The 19,874-nt window shown below is 69.8% G+C and carries 16 protein-coding genes; 11 read left to right on the top strand and 5 right to left on the bottom strand.

The genetic code is table 11. The annotated features are described in order from the left end of the window. Positions 1 to 219: 219 nt before the first annotated feature. Both IOD16_RS06810 and IOD16_RS06805 read right to left on the bottom strand, forming a co-directional pair. A complete protein-coding gene (locus IOD16_RS06810; protein ID WP_201439336.1) occupies positions 220 to 1,857 on the bottom strand; it encodes a TIR domain-containing protein in 1,638 nt (545 codons plus the stop codon). A gap of 1 nt (position 1,858) precedes the next feature. Continuing rightward, positions 1,859 to 2,089: a hypothetical protein gene (locus tag IOD16_RS06805; protein ID WP_201439335.1), complete on the bottom strand. Its 231-nt coding sequence runs from the start codon at positions 2,087 to 2,089 to the stop codon at positions 1,859 to 1,861. A gap of 197 nt (positions 2,090 to 2,286) precedes the next feature. On the opposite strand from IOD16_RS06805, the gene IOD16_RS06800 reads away from it, so the two are divergent. Both IOD16_RS06800 and IOD16_RS06795 read left to right on the top strand, forming a co-directional pair. Continuing rightward, positions 2,287 to 3,627 (top strand): toll/interleukin-1 receptor domain-containing protein, encoded by a 1,341-nt coding sequence (locus IOD16_RS06800; protein ID WP_201439334.1) that lies wholly within the window; start codon positions 2,287 to 2,289, stop codon positions 3,625 to 3,627. A gap of 177 nt (positions 3,628 to 3,804) precedes the next feature. Then, on the top strand, positions 3,805 to 4,755 hold the full coding sequence (locus IOD16_RS06795; protein WP_236594791.1) for a hypothetical protein: 951 nt from the start codon (positions 3,805 to 3,807) through the stop codon (positions 4,753 to 4,755). A 176-nt stretch (positions 4,756 to 4,931) separates the two neighbouring features. On the opposite strand, the gene IOD16_RS06790 is transcribed toward IOD16_RS06795, so the two are convergent. Beyond that, on the bottom strand, positions 4,932 to 6,533 hold the full coding sequence (locus IOD16_RS06790) for a tetratricopeptide repeat protein (RefSeq protein ID WP_201439332.1): 1,602 nt from the start codon (positions 6,531 to 6,533) through the stop codon (positions 4,932 to 4,934). A 926-nt stretch (positions 6,534 to 7,459) separates the two neighbouring features. Here IOD16_RS06790 and IOD16_RS06785 point away from each other — a divergent pair. From IOD16_RS06785 to IOD16_RS06765, 5 genes are all read left to right on the top strand, one after another. Further along, complete coding sequence (locus tag IOD16_RS06785) at positions 7,460 to 9,265, top strand: hypothetical protein (RefSeq protein WP_201439331.1); 1,806 nt, start codon at positions 7,460 to 7,462, stop codon at positions 9,263 to 9,265. Then, positions 9,262 to 9,861 (top strand): hypothetical protein, encoded by a 600-nt coding sequence (locus tag IOD16_RS06780; RefSeq protein ID WP_201439330.1) that lies wholly within the window; start codon positions 9,262 to 9,264, stop codon positions 9,859 to 9,861. Before IOD16_RS06785 ends, IOD16_RS06780 begins: the two co-directional genes overlap by 4 nt. A 79-nt stretch (positions 9,862 to 9,940) precedes the next feature. Continuing rightward, positions 9,941 to 10,639: a vWA domain-containing protein gene (locus IOD16_RS06775; protein WP_201439329.1), complete on the top strand. Its 699-nt coding sequence runs from the start codon at positions 9,941 to 9,943 to the stop codon at positions 10,637 to 10,639. Between the two features lie 32 nt (positions 10,640 to 10,671). Continuing rightward, a complete protein-coding gene (locus tag IOD16_RS06770; RefSeq protein ID WP_201439328.1) occupies positions 10,672 to 12,021 on the top strand; it encodes a protein phosphatase 2C domain-containing protein in 1,350 nt (449 codons plus the stop codon). Further along, positions 11,990 to 13,276 (top strand): protein kinase domain-containing protein, encoded by a 1,287-nt coding sequence (locus IOD16_RS06765; RefSeq protein ID WP_201439327.1) that lies wholly within the window; start codon positions 11,990 to 11,992, stop codon positions 13,274 to 13,276. The genes IOD16_RS06770 and IOD16_RS06765 overlap by 32 nt, the downstream gene beginning before the upstream one ends. Before the next feature lie 50 nt (positions 13,277 to 13,326). On the opposite strand, the gene IOD16_RS06760 is transcribed toward IOD16_RS06765, so the two are convergent. Further along, the gene (locus IOD16_RS06760) at positions 13,327 to 13,626 is read right to left on the bottom strand and encodes a hypothetical protein (RefSeq protein ID WP_201439326.1); all 300 of its coding nucleotides are present in this window, start codon (positions 13,624 to 13,626) and stop codon (positions 13,327 to 13,329) included. 338 nt (positions 13,627 to 13,964) lie between these two features. Beyond that, a complete protein-coding gene (locus IOD16_RS06755; RefSeq protein ID WP_201439325.1) occupies positions 13,965 to 16,979 on the bottom strand; it encodes an AAA domain-containing protein in 3,015 nt (1,004 codons plus the stop codon). Between the two features lie 336 nt (positions 16,980 to 17,315). Between IOD16_RS06755 and IOD16_RS06750 the strand changes: the two genes are divergently transcribed. The 4 genes from IOD16_RS06750 to IOD16_RS06735 are packed head-to-tail and all read left to right on the top strand — an operon-like array spanning position 17,316 to position 19,770. Continuing rightward, a complete protein-coding gene (locus IOD16_RS06750; RefSeq protein ID WP_201439324.1) occupies positions 17,316 to 17,759 on the top strand; it encodes a YbaB/EbfC family nucleoid-associated protein in 444 nt (147 codons plus the stop codon). Between the two features lie 4 nt (positions 17,760 to 17,763). After that, a complete protein-coding gene (locus IOD16_RS06745; protein ID WP_201439323.1) occupies positions 17,764 to 18,069 on the top strand; it encodes a type VII secretion target in 306 nt (101 codons plus the stop codon). Next, positions 18,066 to 19,367 carry a WXG100 family type VII secretion target gene (locus IOD16_RS39965; RefSeq protein ID WP_236594790.1) on the top strand — a complete coding sequence of 434 codons (1,302 nt, stop codon included), beginning with the start codon at positions 18,066 to 18,068 and terminating at the stop codon, positions 19,365 to 19,367. Before IOD16_RS06745 ends, IOD16_RS39965 begins: the two co-directional genes overlap by 4 nt. Positions 19,368 to 19,389: 22 nt before the next feature. Then, complete coding sequence (locus tag IOD16_RS06735; RefSeq protein ID WP_201439322.1) at positions 19,390 to 19,770, top strand: hypothetical protein; 381 nt, start codon at positions 19,390 to 19,392, stop codon at positions 19,768 to 19,770. Positions 19,771 to 19,874 lie beyond the last annotated feature (104 nt).

Genomic DNA, 19,874 nt, shown 5'->3' with positions numbered 1-19,874 from the left:
GCGGACGGCCACCCCCGTGCTGCTTGGCCGAGCTCATACCGCACTCGACCGCGTGGCGCCGCCCGTAGATCTCCCCGTCGATCGTCGGCGGCCGTTACCTGCGGAGCCCTTGACCTTGCAACCGCAGGCCTTCTCGGCAACGGGCCTCGTCGGCCTGGCCCTAGGCCCGGGTCGCCCGTCCGACTCGCGAGGGACGGATCGGTTCGCGGGAGCACGTCCTCAACTTCGGCCAGGTGATCCGTGTCCGCCGAGCGCTCCTCCGCCTGTGCCGGTCGCATCCCGACCAGGTCGGGCACCGCCGGAGCGCCCGTGGGCAGGACCGTGGTGGTCTGCGTCCTCGTCGGAGAAGCCGAGGGCTTGAGCGCCGTCGAGGTGACCGTCGCCGTGCCGCACGCCACCGTCAGCAGCAGTGCGGACGTCGCTTTGTCGTTCCCCGGACGGTGCGATGCTGGAGGTGGCGAGTCGCTCCGTCAGTTCGGCGAGTCGTGCCGGCACGGCTCGTACCACCACCGACCGCTGCCAGCGCTGACGCAGGAACGCGAACTCGGTGCAACCCCACAGGGATGCGGCTGCTGTGACACAGGCGAGCAGCCCGAGCGGCGGCGCCCACCACGCCGTCCCACCACCGACCAGGTAGTTCACCACCGATCCGACCGCTGCCCCCCAGACGGCTCCGATCAGCAGCGCGTTCGCCCAGCCCCAGGGCACGGCGGACCGCAGCCACTCCCACCGTCCGCGCGCGGCCAGGCGCTCCAGCACCGCGGTCGTCTCCTCGATCTGCCGCAACGAGAACATCGCCTGGTCACGCTGGAGTCGGGTCAGCAACGGCTCGTGGCCGGAGATGTGCTTGGCGACCAGGTCCAGCTCCGCTCGGACGTTCGTGGTGGAGGCGGGCAGCTCCGACTTCGGCCAGTCCTGCGGCGTGCGGAACCGCAAGATCCACTTCGCGCCCGAGGTGATGGCGATGGCGACGATCGCGGCGAGGAGCAGGATGCGCGTCTGGCTGTCGAACGTGTTGTCGGTGAACAGGAACGCGACGGCGAACCCGGCGACGGTCGAACCGATGATCACCGCGCTCTTCTGGTCGTGGGCGATCTTGGCCGCCGCCTCGTCCACGGTGTCCAACCACCGGCGTATCCGGTACAGCAGGAACAGACCACCGGCCCAAAGGACCATCATCAGCAGCACGACGATCGTCAACGCGGTGAGGAACACCGCGCGTTCCCACGGATCGTCCTGCAACAACCAGGTCATCCCCACCGGAAGCAGCACGCCGAGCAGGAAAGCCGCAGCGAATTCCCACCTCGGTCGAAGCGCCGGTTCGGCGGGTACCTTCATCTCAGGCACCGCCGCGGCCCTGACGTGGTGTTCCAGCGCCTGGATCAGCAACCGGAGATCCTGCTCCCAGGACCCGAACCGGATCCACCGCGCCTGCGCGAAGCTCATGTCCCTGATGTCCTCGGGCAACCGGTTCCTCGGCGGCAGCTCCGCTTCGCCGATGAGCAACGGGAACACGTGGATGCCCTCGCGCAGGGCGATGCCGATCTCCTGGTGCACCCAGTCGTACTCGTCGGGTCTCAACCGCATCCGCCGGTCCGTCAGGTCGTCGGTCCAGCCGGGGTGGAGGACGGCGACCAACACCTCGCTCTCGCGCAGTTTGCGCCGCAGTTCGGACGGGTAGTGCGCACCGGTCCGGAGCTCCGTGTCCAAGAAGACGACGTGCGCGCCGAAGTGCCTGCGCAGGCGGTCCGCGATCGCCTCTACGAGTTGGGCGTGCGGGACCTTCTCCAGGTCGTCGCGCTCGGGTGACGCGTAGCGGTTCTGCCGGTAGTTGAGGAAGATTCCCCGACGGTCCAAGTCAGTCACCTTCGGTGGTGATGGCGATCTCGAAGCCGAGTCGCTTGTTCAGAGCGATGAACAGGGCGGGGGTGTCGGGATCCGCGCACTCGATCAGGTCGGCTTCGCGCGCCGCGGCCGTGATCTTGTCCGCCGGGGCGAGGTGGGACGGCTGCCGGCCTGACCCCGACGATCGCACCGAGAGCCCTGGTCGACCGGAGCAGCCCGTATCGAAGTCGACCTCCAGCTCCACCCTTGCATTATGGGGCCGTTCGAGGCATCGGGGACAGGGCAGAAGCCGCGGGCCGTGGGACGTGGAGTTGTCGCGTCGTGCCCGGTTCGCACGTGGTGGGACCGTCCTGTGGTGCCGGCGAGCCGATCCTGGCCGGCGGTACCGTCCGTGGTGCGCGTCGACCCCGTGGCGCGACCCGGCGTGAGGATGGGAGCCTGATGTCCGACGTCCCCGGAGGCACGAGCGGCGGCATCTTCCTCAACTACCGCTCAGGCGAGCACAAGAAGACCGTGCAGGCGCTCCACAAGGCGCTGCAGAACGTCTTCGGCCTGGGAAGGGTGTTCTTGGACGAGTTCTCCATCGACCTGGGTACCGAGTACACGTTCGACCTGGAGAACCGACTGCAGGATGCCAACGCCGTCGTCGCGATCGTCCACCCCACCTGGTTGCGGGACTTGAACGTCCACAAAGCGGCGCGCAACTGGCTGGTGGAAGAGCTGCAACTCGCCAAGAGGCGCGACATCCCGGTCTACCCCGTGCTCGTCGACGGTGCCGAGTTCCCCGGCGAGCAGGAGTTCCCGCCCGAGTTGCGCTGGTTGTCGCAACGACAGTACCGCTCGGTGCGCTCCGAGTCCGACGTCGACGCCTTGGTCGAAGAACTGGTCACCGTGGTGCCGGAGAGGTTCGAGCCCGCGCCGCCGGAACGCGCGAGATCCTCACAACCCACGATCCGGGCGGTGCTTTCCGCGTCGCTGTCAGGTCTGGCGGCCCTGGTCCTCGGGCTCGCACTGTCGCCGCTCGAGCCGTACCGGCTGTTGGCGGCGTCAGTGCTGTGCCTCGTCGTGGTCGCGGTCCTGACCGGTGTGATGTACGCGGTCGCCCGGGGAACGTCGCGGGTCGAGGCCGACCTCCACCTGATGCCGGCGGAGCCCTACTTGATCAGAGCGGGGTTGCCGATCGGGATCTCCGGGATGGTGGCGCTCGGTGCGCTGATCGCGGTGTCTTCGCCGCTCCCGGTGACTGCGGTCACCCTGGGCGTGGGAGTGATCGCATTCACGATCATGGTGGTGTCGGCGCGACAGGATGGCGTTCGGAGGGAGGAGCAGCGGGTTCGCCTGTGGCCGCAACAGCTCTCCACGCCGGTGCGGCCGGTGGCGTTGCGGCGGGAAGTGGCGCTTCTGGAGGCACAGCTGGCCGAGCACCGCGGCAACCACAGGCGATTGCCGACGCGGGTCCGCGTGCGCTGCGCCTACGCCCTCGGATCACTGGCGGAAGGCGTCGACCGCCTCAGAAGCGACGCCAGGCGAAGCCGTGCTCGATGGGCCTTGGCGGACCACCCGGTGCAGAGCACCGGTTACCTGGCTTGGGTGGCCGCGACCGTCGGCCTCGCACGCGGCGCATGGCAGCTCGTCGCCATCACGCTGGGGCTCGCCGCGGTGACCGTCGAACTCCTGTACCGGCAACAGCGCCGGGTCCGGGTAGACGCCGCCGCGGAGCTGGACGCACACGTGACATCACTGCGGAAGCAGTGGAGCGATGTGAACGTCACCCGCTCCTGACCAGACGGTGCTCCGGTTCGACTGCACGCCGGTCGATCACCACTGGGCTCTGCATGTGTTCCTACAGGTGGTGGCAGAACACGGTGTGCCCGTCATGGGTCAAGACATGACAGAACGGATGTCATACGCTGTCACACCCGAAGTCGCCACTGCGGGACCTATTCGAGATGGCAGGGAATGTTCGTGCCGGACGTGAAGCCGATCGTGCTGAAGACGCTGGAGACGCTCCGGAAGGGGCGAGGATTGCTCGAAAGCGATCTGGACGAGCGGATCGACCCCGAATTCCGAGCACTGTTCGCAGCTCCCCTCGACGACGCCGCAACCCTCCGTGCACGGTTGGTCGACTACTTGGAGGAACTGGTCGTCGGCCTACCCACCCGTGAACAGCGGGTCACCCGCGTCTCCCTCAACCTGACGTCCGACCGCGAACGCAACCTCCAGCAGCGCTTGGAGGGGCTCTCCGCCGAACTCCACGTGGACCTCCGCACCGTGCGGCGGTGGATGAACCACGCCTACCGACTCGTCGCGGAAGCCGCCGCCGGCGAACGACTCGGTCCCGACGACGGCCGCAGCAGCGCGGGATGGTACGTCGACACGTTCGACGTGACGCTGCGCTTCGACGTCGCCACGCCGGAAGCGATCGAACGCAGCACCATCGTGGTCACCGCACCCGAACTGGAGCAGATCACGATTTCCGCGGACGTACCTCGGTCGGGGAACGGGAGCCAGTCGCCCAACAGCCTCGATTGGGAAGTCGTGCACGGTGGCACGCTGATCGGCAACGACCGCCGGTCGAGCACCCACGTCAGCGCCGTTGTCGAACTCTCCAAACCTCTGGTTCGCGGTGAACGCCACATGTACGAAATGATCGCGCGCATTCCCCCGGGTCAGTCGATGGCACCGCGGTACGTGTGCGTGCCCTTACGGAAGTACCGGCATTTCGTGCTCCGCGTCCGATTCGACCCGGCTCGGCTGCCCAGTCTGGTGTGGAAGCACGACGGCGACCCGCACAGCGCGGTGCAGGACGGCGTTCCGGGAGAATTGCTCACCATGAACCGCGCGCACGAGGTCCACGTCGAGTTCCGGGACCTCTTCACCGGGTACTGCTACGGCGTGCAGTGGCGCTGATCCGAGTCGGGCGCGCGGTCACCCTGATGCCCGAACGCGTCGCAGGCCCGCTGATCACGAGCTTCGATCAGACACCGCCGGGACGGCGCCGGCCGAGCCTTCCGCGGACCTGAGCTCATCCCCACCCGGAGGCACACCGCCGGACCCTGTCGCCGGGTCCGGCGGTGTGCCCCGGATCAGTTCTTCCGCTCCACGTACAGGCAGTACAGGTCGGGCCCGCCGGCGGTGGCGTCGAACTGCTTGACCAGCTCCCCGCTGAGCTCGAACTCGGCGAGCAGGTGGTGGGTGCCCTCACCCAGGCCGACGGCGAACAGGGGCCGCCCGGCGGGCGAGTCGCAGGCGTCCGCACCGGTGCCGGGCGCGTGGGACTCCGGGCAGGTCGTGCACGGCGGCAGGGTGAACTCGTGCGCGGTGGAGCCCGCCAGCTTGATGGTGATCGAGCTGTTGACGGTGTTGTAGAAGGTGATCGTGATCGGGCCGCCCGTGCCGAGGGGCGCGGGCACCTGCACCTGCGCGTCGGTGCCGATGGCCACCTGGGCGGCGATCCGCGCCGACTGGGCCTGCGGCAGGCCGCCGTGGTCCGGGAAGGTCCTGGTGAACCGGTCGAGGGTGGTGAGCGAGGTCGACGCCTGGCCGTCGCGCAGCTGGCTCAACGCGCAGTCGAGCATGGCGCTCGGGTACTGCTCCTTCGCCTGGCCCACCACCTTCGTGGCGGCCTTGCTGGTCAGACCCGCGAAGTAGGCGAGGACGTCCACCGCCTGGCACGGCACGCCGGCGGCGAGCGGCGCGGTGGCCGCCGCGTAGAGCGCGTCGAACGCCGCGGGCACCTCCTCGGCGGACGGCGTGTCAGCGAACTCGTCGGCGATCGCCTCGAGCGCGGTGGCGCCCGCGCCGGCGCTGACGGGCGGTTCGGAGGTGACCTTCTTCGCCAGCCGCAGGTAGGCGTCCGCGACCTCGTCGCCGAACGACTCGTCCTCGGCGAGCAGGTCGCGGTAGACCTTGATCGAGTCGGCCAACCGGCCTTCGTCACGCAGGCCGCGCGCCCAGGTCGTGTAGGTCTCGACGAGTTCGTCGTGGACGAACGGCTTCAGCGGGCTGTCCGGGTGGTCGTCGCGGAACTGGACGAAGCGCCGCACCGCGACTTCCCCGTCCTCGGACTCGGCCGCGCGGGTGAAGTCCGCGCACTCGACCAGGCCGCGATCCGCCGCGGCGACGTCCGAGCTGAGCGTCACCTCGTAGGGCCCGGTCACCGCCTTGAACCGGTCGGTCGCGACCGCGCAGTCACCTCGCCCCTGAGCGGCGAGCCCGTCGTCGTAGGCGCTGCGGCCCAGCACGCCGTAACCGGTGTACGCGCCCACCACGGCGACCACCGCGACCGCCCCGACCACCACGGGCCGGCGGTTCGCGACCGGCGGGTGCTTCACCGCGATCCGCCGCGCGTCGAGCACCAGGATCACGAGCCAGACCGCCGCCAGGCCCCGCCACAACCACGGGTCGGCCGACGCGTTGGTGGCGAAGGCGACCACGACGAGCACGACGGCGAGAACGACCGCCGTCCACGCCCGCCACCGGCGGCGCAGGTAGAAGTAACCGGCGCCGACCCCGGTCAGGTTCAGCAGCACGGCGGCCGCGGTGGACTTCGGCTCGGGCAACGGCAGGAGGATCCGCGGGATCGGGTCGGTCGGCGTCGGGTCGACCCACACGGCCTGCTCCTGCGGCCCGTCCGGCCGCGCCCACGGATTCGCCGCCACGGCGGGGTGGGCCGAAACCTCGGTCACCGGTCCGGACTCCCCCGCCGGCCCCGCAACCGCGCCCTCAGCCTGTGCCGGTTCCACAACAGGCCCTGGCACTACCACTTCCTCCGAAGGCCCAGCCGCCGGTGGCTGTGCCTTCGATCTGTCTTCACTCATCCCAAACCCCCCACAACGGTGTCCCCGACCGGGCGATAGGGGACCACACCGCTGTCATCGGGTGCATGGCTTTTGTCAGAGGTAAGGCGTTCGCCCCCTGCCCGCCCACCACCGCCTGGGCAAGGAGGCGGCAGTCCCCCGGTGCGAGGCCGCGGCGGTGAAGCATTCGACGCCACGTCCCTGACCTGGTTCCTCATCGTGTCGGTGGTCAAGGCCCGCCGAGGTGTTCGACGTCTCACAAATTCCGAGCGTGGCCGCCGACGCGGCCGGGCGGACGCATACCTGCAATGCCGTGGCACGGGAGTTCCCGATGCCAGGGGACGCCTCCGACTCCCGGCAGTGAATCATCTTCACCGCCGGGCGAGCACAACACCGCATGTTTGACGAAAACGGACTGAAATCGCACGAAACAGCTCGTCGAGCCACGTCCGACCGTCCCGCCCGACGTCTTGAGCACCGCTTCGTCAACACACAACTTCCGTGTGCAAGCGAGCGCACCTCACCTGCCACGACCGGTCACGGCAATAGCACCTCACCTCCGACCCCCGCCGACGGAGAGGATCCGGTCGAGCGTTGCTCGCATTTCTGGTGCGCTACCTGCGGTTCCGCAATATTGCGGCAGCGACAGGAGATGGGAACCCTTCTCGCGCGGCACACCTCTTCGGTTACGATCCCTAAAGGGTGATTGTCACCCGGCGATCCGTCAGTAACGGGTGCCGAAGTGCGCGCGATAGCGGTGAAGGTCGCAGTCCGGCACTGTGCCGTTTGCACCGACAAGTGGGAGCGAGGTTCGGGTGAGGCCTACGAGCGCGGTCGCGGCCGAGTTGAGGGAGTTGGCCGGTCGACCCGCCTACCGCAACTGCGCCCCGGCGCTGACCCGGCTGGCCGGTGACCTCGACGCGGGGAACACGACACCGTGGCGGAAGGTCGACCTGTTGGCGTTCTTCGACGCCGACCTCGTCACCGGCAACGGCACAGGCGCGGGCGCGCGACTCGCCCGGCACGTCGAACTGGTCCGCAACCTGCTGTTGTTCCTGCCGCTGCTGATCACCTGGGGCGGCATCTACTTCGCGGTGCAGGCGTACCGCTCGTTGCTCAACGCGCCGGCCGCCGAGCAGGCCCAGTTCGCCGACGCGTCCTTCCTCCAGATGTGGACCCGCGGGTTCGGTGACCGCACCTGGATCACCCTCGACGTGGTCGCCCTGCTGGACTCCGGCGCGATCCTCGGCGTCATCGTCTTCTCCCTCCTGGGCACGTGGCTGCAACGCAAGGCCGAAGCCGCTGAGGAGGACGACAGGCTGGCGAGGGTCGACGCCCTCCAGGTCCTGCTGATCGAGGCAGGGCTCGCGGTGCACCTCGACGGTGGCGACGCGATCGACCGCCTGGCCGCGAAGACGGAGAAGCTGCTCCCCCTCTACCAGGACACGCTCGACCACCTCGTCACCACCCAGCGCGAGATGATCGGGCTCGTCGACGCCGGCCGCGGCAACATCGCCGAGCTCTCCCGCATCACGGGCGACCTCGCGCACACCGGCTCCACGATCGCCGCGAGCGTGAAGGACCTGGAAGACCCGACGGCCGCGCTCACCGCCCATGTGCGAGAGGTCGACACCGCGGTCGGCTCGCTGGTGTCCGGCCTGTCCGGCGTGACCACCGGGCTGCCGGGCGCACGTGACGCGCTGCACCAGGTGGTGGCTCAAGTCGAAGGCCTGAACCGCGACCTGCGCGAGGTCTACGCGGGTCGGATCGAGGAGTTGCGGTCCGAGACCGCGGCCCACGGCGCCGCGGCCACCGAGCTGGCACACGCCAGGGAGGAACTGGCGTCCTCGCTCGACCGGGGGCGCGTCGACGTCGCCGAGCTGGCGCGTGCCGCGCGAACCATGGCAGACAGCAGTGGTGCCATCTCCGACAGCTCAGATCACCTCCGGGCCAACCTCACGACGCTCACAACGACGACAGCCGAGTTCGGTGGCCACGTCCAGTCGTTGGTGCAGGAGTCGCGCGGGGTGAACGAGAAGTTGCCCGCTGCCCAGCAAGGCGTGCTGGACGTCTTGACGGGTGTCCGCGACCTGGGTCGGAAACTGGACGACATCTACGCCCGGCAGGAGGTCGTCACGCAGGAGCTGGGCTACTTCGTCGACATCCCGCTCGCCACCGTGCAGGCCGTCAAGCGCTCGGTGGACGAGGCCCGGCGGATCGAGGAGGCGCTGCAGGCCGCGGTGCAAGCCCTGCCGGTCCAGATGGACCGACTGCGAGAGGCCGTCCTGACCGCGCTCGACCGTGAACTGGACGAGCGGCGATCCGCCGCCGGCGAGGTCGGTGGGGCGCTGGGCCAGTTCAACGGGGCGGCGGTGCAGGCGGCCCAGGCCTTGCGGGAAGCCGCGGACGAGTTCCGCGCGGCGCCCGAGTCCATCGCACCAGACCTGCGGGCGGCGTCCGACGGGCTCGCGCGCAGCCTCGATCAGAGTCGCGAGCTGGTCGAGTCGCTCAACCGGCTCGCCGAGCACAACGGCAGCACCTCGTCGCAGGGCTCGGGGCCGAAACGGCGCCGATGGCCTTGGTCCGGGTCGGGCCGGGTCGACGGTCGGGTGGCCGGGTGAAGCGCTCGAAGCGCCGCGGGAGTCGATCCGACGGCAACCTCGTCGGTGTCGTCGGGTGGATCTTCGCCGACACGCTGCTGGTGCTGGTGGTGGTGTTCCTGGCGACCCAGACGGGTGGCGCGGTGAGCCTGCCCGCGCCGACCACCTCGACCACCACTCCCACTACGACTACGTCCACCGCCCCACCGGCTGTGGACAGCGGCTACGTGTGCTTCCTCGTCACCGCCGACGTGGTGCTGAGGGACAAGTCGCCATCACCGCAGCGCGACGCCGCTCTGAAGTCGGTCGAGGACCAGATGTGGGCCCGGTTGGCCCAGCCCGACCTGGCCGGTCGGCGGGCCGGCGTCGTGCTCACGTTCGGCACCGCCGACCACGCGGATCCCGGCGAAGTCAGCGCGGCCGCGTTCAACGCCGAGGTCCTGCCCCGTCTCGGCCGGTTCTCGCACCGCGAGGACGGCAGTGTGGTCGCCAGCCGTGCCTTCTGGGGAGGCAACCCCAAGGAGGGCGAGCCGGACGGTGCGATCACGGTGAACGTCTACCCGCTGATCGAAGGCGCGCACGGCCCGTTGACCGAACCGCCCCCGGTGAACTGCTGATCCCACCGATTCTTCAGACCGATCACACCAGGCTCCGGCGTCCTCACGGGACTGCCGTCGCCCCGGACAGGAGTTCGACATGGTTTCCGACCTTCCCGGTGGGGGCGTCTCCCATCGGCCACTCCGCTTCTTCTGGATGCTCGACGTGTCCGGCTCGATGGCCGGCCAGAAGATCGGCGAGCTGAACCACGCCATCCGCGAGTCCCTGGACGACATGAAATCCTCGGCGAGCGAGAACCCGCACGCGGCGGTAGAGGTGCGGGCGATGACGTTCAGCACCGGCTTCCAGTGGATGACTCCCAAACCGGTGGCGCTGGGCGACTTCGTCTGGACCGACGTGTCGGTCAGCGGGATCACCGACATGGGGGCGGCGCTGAAGGGCATGGCGGCCGAGCTCTCCGTCGGGAACATGCCGGAACGAGGGCTGCCACCGGTGATCGTGCTGGTGTCCGACGGCCAGCCCACCGACGACTTCGACAGCGGGTTGCGCGCGCTGCTGGACGAGCCGTGGGGCAAGCGCGCGGTGCGGATCGCCATCGCGATCGGCGACGACGCCGACCAGGAGGTGCTGCGCAAGTTCATCGCACACCCCGAGATCGAGCCGTTGACGGCGAAGAACCCGCAGGACCTGGTGCGCTTCATCAGGTATGCGTCCACGACCGTGCTCAAGTCGGCATCAGCGCCCGCCAGCCAGACCGCGGGCACCCAGTTGATCGGCACCCCGCCGCCGCCTCCGCCCCCGCCGCCGACCCTGGCCGACAAGGACGTCGTCTGGTGAAGATGCCCTGGCCGCGGAAGACGAGCCGTGAGGTGAGGACCGACCATGCGCTGTCGTGGCGGACGGTGCACCACTCGACCACCGGCGCCGCCCACCTGAACAACGCGATCGGCTGCCAGGACAGCAGCGCCAGTCGTGTCCTGGACGACGGCCGGTGGGCCTATGCGGTGGTGGCGGACGGTCATGGATCCGAGCGCTACTTCCGCAGCGAACGCGGCGCCGCGTTCGCCGTCCAGGTCGTGGAGGAGGTAATCACCTCCTTCCGCGACCGGCTGGCGGAGCTGGACGGCGAGCCCACGATCGGGGCGCTGGCGGAGCTGTGGCAGGCCGAGAGCGCCGGTGTGGTTCCGAGGTGGCGCGAACTGGTGCACGCCGACCTCGTCGCCGACCCACCGCTGCTACCCGGTCCCGACGGCGGCGAGCCGGGCGTCATCCGGTTCCTCGACAAGTTCGTCGCGGACCGCCGGCATACCCAGAACTACCAGCTCTACCTGCAACTGCACTGGTTCGCCGAGTACGCCCGGGAACTCCGCGATCTCGCTCCGGCGTCACTCGGCCCCCTGCCCCTGCCGACCGATCCGACCTGGAACGCCGCGAAGCTGGGCAGCTGGCAGGCCCGGGCGTACGGCACCACGGTGCTGGCCGTGCTCATCGGCCCCAGGTCGATGCACTGGATCAGGCTGGGCGACGGCGCGATGGTGGAAATCGTCGGTGGCAAGGCCCGGCACCTGGTCGGGCCACCCGCCGAGGCGTTCGCGAACGAGACCCCTTCGCTGTGCGAGGACGACGCCGATCTGAAGATCGTCATCGACTCGGTGCCGATCGAGGAGCGCGACGTGCCGTCGGCGGTCATCCTGACCACGGACGGTCTGCCGAACTCGTACGAGGACGGTGAGCGGTTCCTGGGGTTCTGCGAGGACCTGGCCGACCGCGCGCGGTCGGGCGCCGACCTGGCCGAGGGCTTGAGCCGGTGGTTGCCCGAGCTCTCGCGCCGGGGCAGCGGGGACGACATGACCGTCGCGCTGGCGTGGGCCACGGAGCTGCCGTCCCGGCAGACCGGCGATCCCGACCCTTCGGCAGCCACTGAGCCCGGACCGGAGCGGCTCGCTCCGACCGCGACCGCGGACCCGCTCCCGGCGGCGGACCAGGTCGATCCGGCCGTCGAGGAACACGCCGACCCGACGCCGCCGGAGCCCTCGGCTGCCCGGGTGGTGGAGAGGCCGGCCCCGGCCGACCGGCCCGGCGGCCCGATCCACGAGGTCGTCGTCCAGGACGAAGGACCGGAGGCAGGCGTGAACCCGCACGTCGACCAGCCCACGGAAATGCCCGACAGAGAGGAGTTCGACCACGATGCTGACCACGGGCATGCAGCTCAGCACTGAGGCCGGCGAGTCGATCACGGTCGGAGACCTGCTCGGCACCGGCGGGCAGGGGGAGGTCTACTCCGGACTGACCGCCGACGGTCGGGAGGTCGCGATCAAGTGGTACCTGCCGCACTTCCAAACTCAGGAGCTGCAAGAGAACATCACCGCGCTCGTGCAGGTGCAGTCACCGTCACCGCTGTTCCTCTGGCCCACCGACATCGCGCTCGACGAGGAGCAGTTCGGCTACGTCATGCCCCTGCGCCCGAACGGCTACGTCGGCATGGCGGAGGTGCTCGGGCGGAAGGTGCCGATCAAGTTCCGCGAGTTGGTCCGCGCCGCGGGGCACATCGTCGCGGCGTTCAAGGCCCTGCAGGCCAAGGGGTTGTTCTACTGCGACATCTCGGATGCCAACCTGTTCCTCGACCCCGCCACCGGTGACGTCCTGATCTGCGACAACGACAACGTCGGCTCGACCAGGACCGTGCCACGTGTGCTCGGCACGCCGCGGTTCATGGCGCCGGAGATCGTGCGCGGCGAGAAGAAGCCCTCGGCGTTGACCGACAGCTTCTCCATGGCCGTGTTGCTCTTCCTGCTGTTGATGAACGACCACCCGCTGCACGGCGCGGCCGAGGCGCGCATCCACGTGTTCGACGCCGCCGCGATGAAGCAGATCTACGGCGACAACCCGGTGTTCATCTTCGACCCGAACAACAACACCAACCGTCCAGTGGGTGGTGTGCACCTGAACGCGCCGGTCTTCTGGCAGCTCTACCCTCAGGCGGTGCGGGACATCTTCACCAAGGTGTTCACCGACGGGATGGCCAGCCCCGGGCAGCGGCCCTCGTTCGGGCAGTGGGAAAGCGCGCTCTTCTCGGCGTTGGACGCGGTCTTCGAGTGCCACGACTGCGGCCGGCAGAACTTCTACTGCTCCACCTTCCCCGACCGCAGGTGTTGGGGGTGCGACACGCCGTTCCGCACGCCGCCGAGGCTGGTCGTGGACGGGCGACGGGTCGTCGTGCTCAACCCCGACACCAGGTTGTTCGAGCGGCACCTGGGCGGTCGTGGCAGTGCGGCGGGCGGCTCGCCGATCGCCGAGCTCGCCAAACACCCCGTCCACGACCTGTACGGGCTGAAGAACCTGAGCGGCTCGCAGTGGTTCGCGACGCCACCCGACGCGAAGGCGACGCGGCCGATCGCGCCAGGGCAGTCGATCGCGCTGCAACCGGGGACCCAGATCGGCTTCGGCTCGATCAACGCCGTGGTCGAGGTCTGACGGGGCGGTCCTCCGGGTTGGGACCAGGTTCCACCCGGAGGACCTCTCGACTAGCGGTCCTCGATCGCGGCGAAGGATTCGATCGTTCCTTCAGGTGTGCCGTACGAACGGCACGGGGGCCACCCGCAATGCCATCCCCGCTCATCTCTCGACCAGCAACTGAACTTGCCGCACAACCGGCACAGGACGAAAGAAGAAGCCCTGCACTGCGGGCATCCGGGGAATTCGTAATCGACGATCAGCGGACCCGTGAGGGTGTGCGCTTCGTATTTCTCTTTGCGCGCCTTGCCTTCGTTGATCGAAAAGGCCCAGGTCGCATACCAGCCATCCGGACGGGACTCGATCCTCAACCCGTACAACCCCGAAGTCCGCCCACACCGCGCGAGCAACACGTCCGCCCTCATCCGATCAGCATAGTGCACGTGCCACACCGGTGAGGACTGATTGTCGGGCCGTAACCAGGCGGCCACCGACTCGCGGCGGACTACCGGAATAACGGTATACCCGGAATACCGAGCACCTCTCACCGATCGAGTGGCCGCCCTCGGCTTTCACCGGCAATGTCCCTTCGCCACCGGCATTGCACCGAAGCCTCTCGATTCCCGCTGCCGCGGGCCCGGTCGTCGACCGGTACCCCCACTACTACCGGTCGCACCCACACGACATCGGTCGCCACGCACCAGGCGGGCTACAGCCACCGTTCCACGAGGTGCCGGGGCGTGTCGTGCGGCACGTACCAGCGCTTGGCCCCGGCGTCCCACCGGGCTTTCGCCGTCTTCTTGGCCGCTTCCTTCTCCTCGAACGGCACGTTCAGGTACAAGCGGCCGGCACCGGTGGCGCCCGGCTCGGACGTGGCCCGCACCTCGGAGCGAGCGGACCCGCCCGGACGAAGCGGCGCGTCGGGGTGGGCGCGCCCGACGATGTGGCGCACGCGTTCGCAGGCCCCGGGATCGGTGATGCGCATCATCAGGTCGGTGGGCCCGGTGCGGGCGAACAGGTTGAGCGAGCCGTGCCAGAGCACCTCGTCGTCGACGATCACGACCTTCTCGTGCATGCGTTCGCGTCGCACCACGGTGCAACCCGCTGCCTCCAGCGCCGAGATCTGCTTCTCGTCGTCCGATCGCCGGGCCGGTCGGGTGTGGACGGTGACGCGCAGCCCGCTGTCGATCCGGGGTCTCAGCTTCGAGAGCCAGCGTTCGACCGGGGTGGGGTCGAGGAACGCGCAGTAGATCTCGATGCTGCGCCGGGCGTGCGCGATGTCCCAGGCGACGGCGCGCGGCACCTCGTCGGCCGGGAAGAAGGCCGGCCTGGTCAGTTCGTGCGGGCCGAGGCCCGCGAGGTCGGCGGCCGCGCGGAACGGGACGAGGTCGCCGACGTCGAGCCGGTGCGCGTGCCGCTGGAGGTAGTCCACCATCCGGGCGGCTTCGCCGTGGGGCTTGAGGTTGCGGTTCAGGAAGTCGACGTCGGCGACCACCACGAGGTGGTCCTGCGCGCGGCTCACCGCCACGTTGAGCAGCCGGCAGGTCGCGGACGACAGGCCCGTTCCCTCGTAGAAGAAGCCGACCTTGTCGCCGGCGCCGGCGACGGTGTCGATCACCACCAGGGGTCGCTGGCTGCCCTGGAACCGGTGCACGGTGTCGACGACACCGTCGTAGTCGGCGCCGAACCGATAGGCGAGGCTCCCCTGCAACGCCCTGACCTGGTCGCGGTAGGGGGCGATGACCGCCATCCGGGCGGCAGGCCGGGCATCGGGCGGCCCGCCGTCCTCCTTGCGCGCGGGCAGCACCCCGTCGTGCTGGAGTCCCCGGACGAGCTCATGGATCACGGCTTCGTGCACCGGGTTGGACCTGTGGCCGCCCGCGCCGCCCCGTGCGGCCGAGCGCCGAGACGCGGTGTCGACCAGCACCAGCGGCGCCTCCAGCAACGGCGACGGCGGCAACCGGCTGGTGTCGGGCCGCCCGGTGATCAACGGCGCGTCGGGGTAGGCGATCGTGTTCACGACCGCGCAGATCGCCGTGTGCATCCGGTACTGGGTGTTCAGCCCGACCAGGCAGTCGTGTGGCCGCACCCGCCCCCGGCCGTCGACGAGTCCGACCGCGTGGAAGGCGTCGCGATCCATCCAGAGTTCCGAGTGCGACCGCGTCTCCGGGCTGGAGTTGCGGTCACTGGACGCCCGGGTCACCGCGGGGAGCTGCCGGAAGTCACCGGCCACCACCACCCGCTTCTTGGCCAGCGCGGCCGCGTACCACGCCGAGGGGAGGTTGACCATGCCCGCTTCGTCGATGACGACGGTGTCGAACTTGTCGATCAGGGACCGGGTCTGCACCGCCTTGGCCACCGTCGTCCCCAAGACGCGGCAGTTGCCGCGAACCACCTCCACGACGGTGCGGAGCTCCTCCTGGCGCGCTTCGAGGCGTTCCCGCAGATTCTTCGCCGTCGTGGCGAGTTGGTCGGCGGGCGCGATCCCTGCCAGCTTGGGCAGGAGCGCGTTCACCTTGCGCTCGGCGGCCTCCGCCTGCGCCGTGCAGCGCTGCTGTTCGGCAGTGGCGAACTGGTGCTGCGCGGCCAGGTTGGCGATGCCCTGGTTGACCGCCTGGAGCTGGACGAGGAGTTCGTCCCGTCGTCGCGCCTGCCGGGCGGCGAACAGGCCGGACGGCACCCCGATCCCGGTCAGCTCGGCGTGCAGCCGGGCCACCTCCCGTCCGGCCTGGTCGGTCTGGGCCGCGGCCGCGGCGGCGTTCCGCGCGGCCTGCCCGGCGGCGGCGCGCAGTCGCGCGGAGCTACGCGCGAGTTCCGCGTACTCGCGGTGCAACGCCAAGCGGCCGTCGACGACGTCGAGCTGGTCGCGCAGCGCGTCGATCTCGGCGGTCAGGGCTGCGCTCAACCGGGCCACGATCTTCTGCGGCTCGATCTGGTCGCCGTACTTCTCCTTGAGCGAGTCCACCGCGATGTCCCCGGCCCGTTGGACGAGCCCGTCGGCGAATCCGCTCTCGCCGCTCAACAGCTCGCACAGCCGCTCCACCGCCTGGTCGACGGCGACCTTGGTGGGCGCGAGGAACAGCACCCGGTGCCCCTGCCGGTAGTTGCCCTCCACGACGTGGCCGACGACCTCTGTCTTGCCCGTGCCGGGCGGCCCCCAGATGAAGGTGAGATCGCTGCCCAGGGCGCGGACCACCGCAGCCCGCTGGCGGCCGTTGAGCTGAAGGGTCCGCCAGTCGCGCACGTACCGCTCCGGGTTCGGGCACTGACCCGCGGTCGGCAGGTCCCGGCCGACCAGCCACCCGGCCGCGGTCAGGTTCAACCCGCCGGATCCGGAGGTGGCCTGGTCGAGCTGCTCGGCCAGCGTCACGAGACCGGACGTGTCGTCCTCGCGGAGTTCGGCCTTCTCCCCCAGCACGGCGGACGTGCGCAGGCGTAACCGGCCGCGTTCGGCGACCACGAGCTCCGCCGGCTCCCAATCCGCACGCGGCCGGGCCCGACGCACCAGCAGCGGCCGGTCGGAGAACGAGTCCTTCCAGCCACGGGCGGCGAACGAGTACTCGTGCTGCTCGCCGTCACCGCCCACCGCCCGACCATCGGTCAAGACCACCTTGTCGAACCCGGTCTCCGAGCCGAGGGTCGCATCGATCTCCGCGCGGACCGCGCGCAACAGCTCAGCCAGCTCCGGCCGGCCCCCAGCTGCCTCGGCGGTCACCTCGAGCACCCCGATTCCCTCAACGCACACGACCGGTGACTCAGCGTACCGGGCGTGAACGATCGGACGTCACCGATCCGAGGGATGCGAGGTGGATGTGTCTCGTTGCTGCGCGCATCGCGGCGTCGTCGAGCAGCGCGCCACCTGATGTTCATCCGCCCTGCGCCGCCCGTGCCGCGAAACGTGCCGCCGACTGCTCACCCCACGAGGCAGAGGTGACGGCGAGTACACCGATCGGGGACAGCAGGTTGAGCCGATCCGGTCATCTTGGGAGCGAAGTGGCACGGCGCATCGTCCCAGGCGCAGTAGCTTGGCCCGGATCTTCACGTCACCGGAGGGGAGCCGATGACCGATCCGTTGGCCAACGTGCAGCGCTTGGTGGACGACTGGGAGCGTGACGTCGAGGAGAAGGCCGCCCGGTACGAGTCGATGCGGCAGGAGGTCGAGCGGATCTCCATCACCGCGTCTGCCGCTGGTGGCGCGGTGAGCGTGACCGTGGGACCCAACGGCATCCCCAGCGCGGTGACGATGACCGACGGGGTGAGCCGGTTGCGGCCGGAGCAGATCGCCGCGGCCGTGATGGAGGCGATGGGCAAGGCCCAGGCCGGTTACCCGGCCGAGCTGGCGCGCATCGTCGGGGAAACGGTGGGCCAGACCCCTTCGGGGCAGCACATCGTGGCGGTGGCCGAGCGGAACTTCCCCCAGCCGGAGCCGGACGCACCGTCGCCTCCGCGGCGTCGACGGCCCGGTGATGACGGTGACTTCACCGACGAGAGCTACCTGAGGTGACGCGATGACCGGGTACGAGGCCGTCACCGGAGAGATCGCCGCGTTGGCCGGTCGGGTGGAAGGCCTGGCAGACCGGTTGCGCACGGCCGCCGACGCGGCCCGGACGGTGGCGATGAACGACTCCGCCTACGGCGTGGTGTGCCAACCGTTCGCGATGCTGCTCCAGCCCTTCGAGGACATGGGCGTGCAGGTGCTGACCAAGGCCGCGGAGACGGTGTCGGACAACGCGGCCGAGCTGCGGGAGACCTCCCGCGCCTACGACGCCCAGGAGACTGGTGAGTCGGCGCGCTTCGACGGGATGAACACGTGAACAACCCTCTCGTCGCGACGGCGGAGAGCGACACGACGGCGGTCACCGGCATCGGCATCGCCGAGTCCGCGAACGACCTGGCGCAGGGCATCTCCGACGGCAGCTGGGTCGCGGCCGGGCTGGGCGGCATCGGCGTCGGCCTGGAAGTGCTGTCGATGGTGCTCGACCCCATCGGCACCGTCGCCTCCTACGGGGTGTCGTGGCTGATCGAGCACGTGCAGCCGCTCAAGGAGGCGCTGGACTGGTTCGCGGGCGACCCGCCGGTGATCCGCTCGTTCAGCGAGACCTGGTCCAACGTCGCCGCCGAGGTCGCCCGCATCGCCGAGGAGCTGGGCACGCAGCACGCGCCGGGCTGGCGGGGCCCGGCGGCCGACGGCTACCGCGGTCACGCCGCCCAGACCGCGGACGCCATCGCCGGCGCGGGCTCGCTGGCCGAGGGCGTCGGCGCCGGTGTGATGATCATGGGTGAGGTGGTCGCCGCCGTCCGGGAGATCATCCGCGACCTCGTCGCCGAAGTCGTCGGCAAGCTCATCGCCTGGGCTTTGGAAGCCGTCGCCACCCTCGGCCTGGCCACCCCGCTCATCGTCGCCCAGGCCACCTCCACCATCGCCAAGGTCTGCAACCGCATCGCCGACCTCGTCCGCAAACTCGTCAAGACCATCGGCAACGTCACCCCCCGCATCCGCAAAGTCCTCGACAAGCTCGGCGAGATCATGGAGAAGCTGGCCAAGCTCGGTCGTCGCGCCGACGGCGGTCCCGGCGCCACACCGGGCGGGGCCGGACCCGACGCCCCCACCGTCCGCGATCCCGATGCGCCCGGCTCCTCCCACGAGGGCGTGGACTCCATGTCGGGCGACGGGCAGGACTACGACAACTACCTCGCCAACGACCAGGGCGTCGTCTACCGCGACGACCGGATGTCCATCGGCAACGATCCGGAGACCCAGCGGGTGCGCGACAACGTGCGCAACGAGGGACACCACGACGTGGTCGTGCACGGCTCGTCCGACGGCTGGCCGGTCCCGGGGCACGGGCACAACACGAACCCGGAGCAGATCGTCGAGGCGATCAGGAACAACCCGCACCGCGACCCCAGCCAGCCGATCCGGCTCCTGGCCTGCCACAGCGGCAACGACGTGGGCTGGGCACAGCACGTCGCGGACCGGCTCGGCGTGCCGGTCATGGCGCCGGTGGACGCGGTCGGTGTGGCTCGAAGGCCGGACTCCGTCGCCAGGGTGCGCGGGCACGAGCCGGGCGCGGGCTGGCGCTGGTTCCTGCCGAACTACAGTGGGAGTTGACCGACAATGGATGGTGGATTTCGTGGTTGAGCTTCGCCCGGTGGGCATCTACGCCGAGTCCTACGCCCAGCCCAGGCCGGAGCTGCCCTCGGTGCGGCAGCAGCCGGTGGAGATCGCGGACCGCGCGCGGGTCGTCGACTACATGCGGGCGGTCACGCCGGCGTTCGACGTGCTCGACGTGACCGTGGACCTGGTCGACGGCACCACCAAGGTCAAGAGCGGCTCGTCGTTGGTGACCGACGGGGTGTGGGTCTGGCGCACCGACTCGATTCGACACCTGGCCGCGCACGGTCTGCCGATCGACCCCGATTTCCTCGACCACGTCCGTGCCCACGACTACCGGGCGGTCGATGACGTCGAGGTCACCGACGAGCTCGAGACCGCACTCCTGCGGTACTACTGACCCTGCGGGGCCGGTCAGTGGCCCCGGTCGGCGCGGTGTCGACCGGTTGACGGCCTCGGCACGCGCGGGCGAGGGGGCAGGTCACGGGTTGATGGCCGATGGAC

The sequence above is a fragment of the Saccharothrix sp. 6-C genome, from assembly GCF_016695385.1.
Lineage (GTDB): Bacteria > Actinomycetota > Actinomycetes > Mycobacteriales > Pseudonocardiaceae > Actinosynnema > Actinosynnema texasense.
This window is presented reverse-complemented; position numbering and strand designations above follow the sequence as displayed.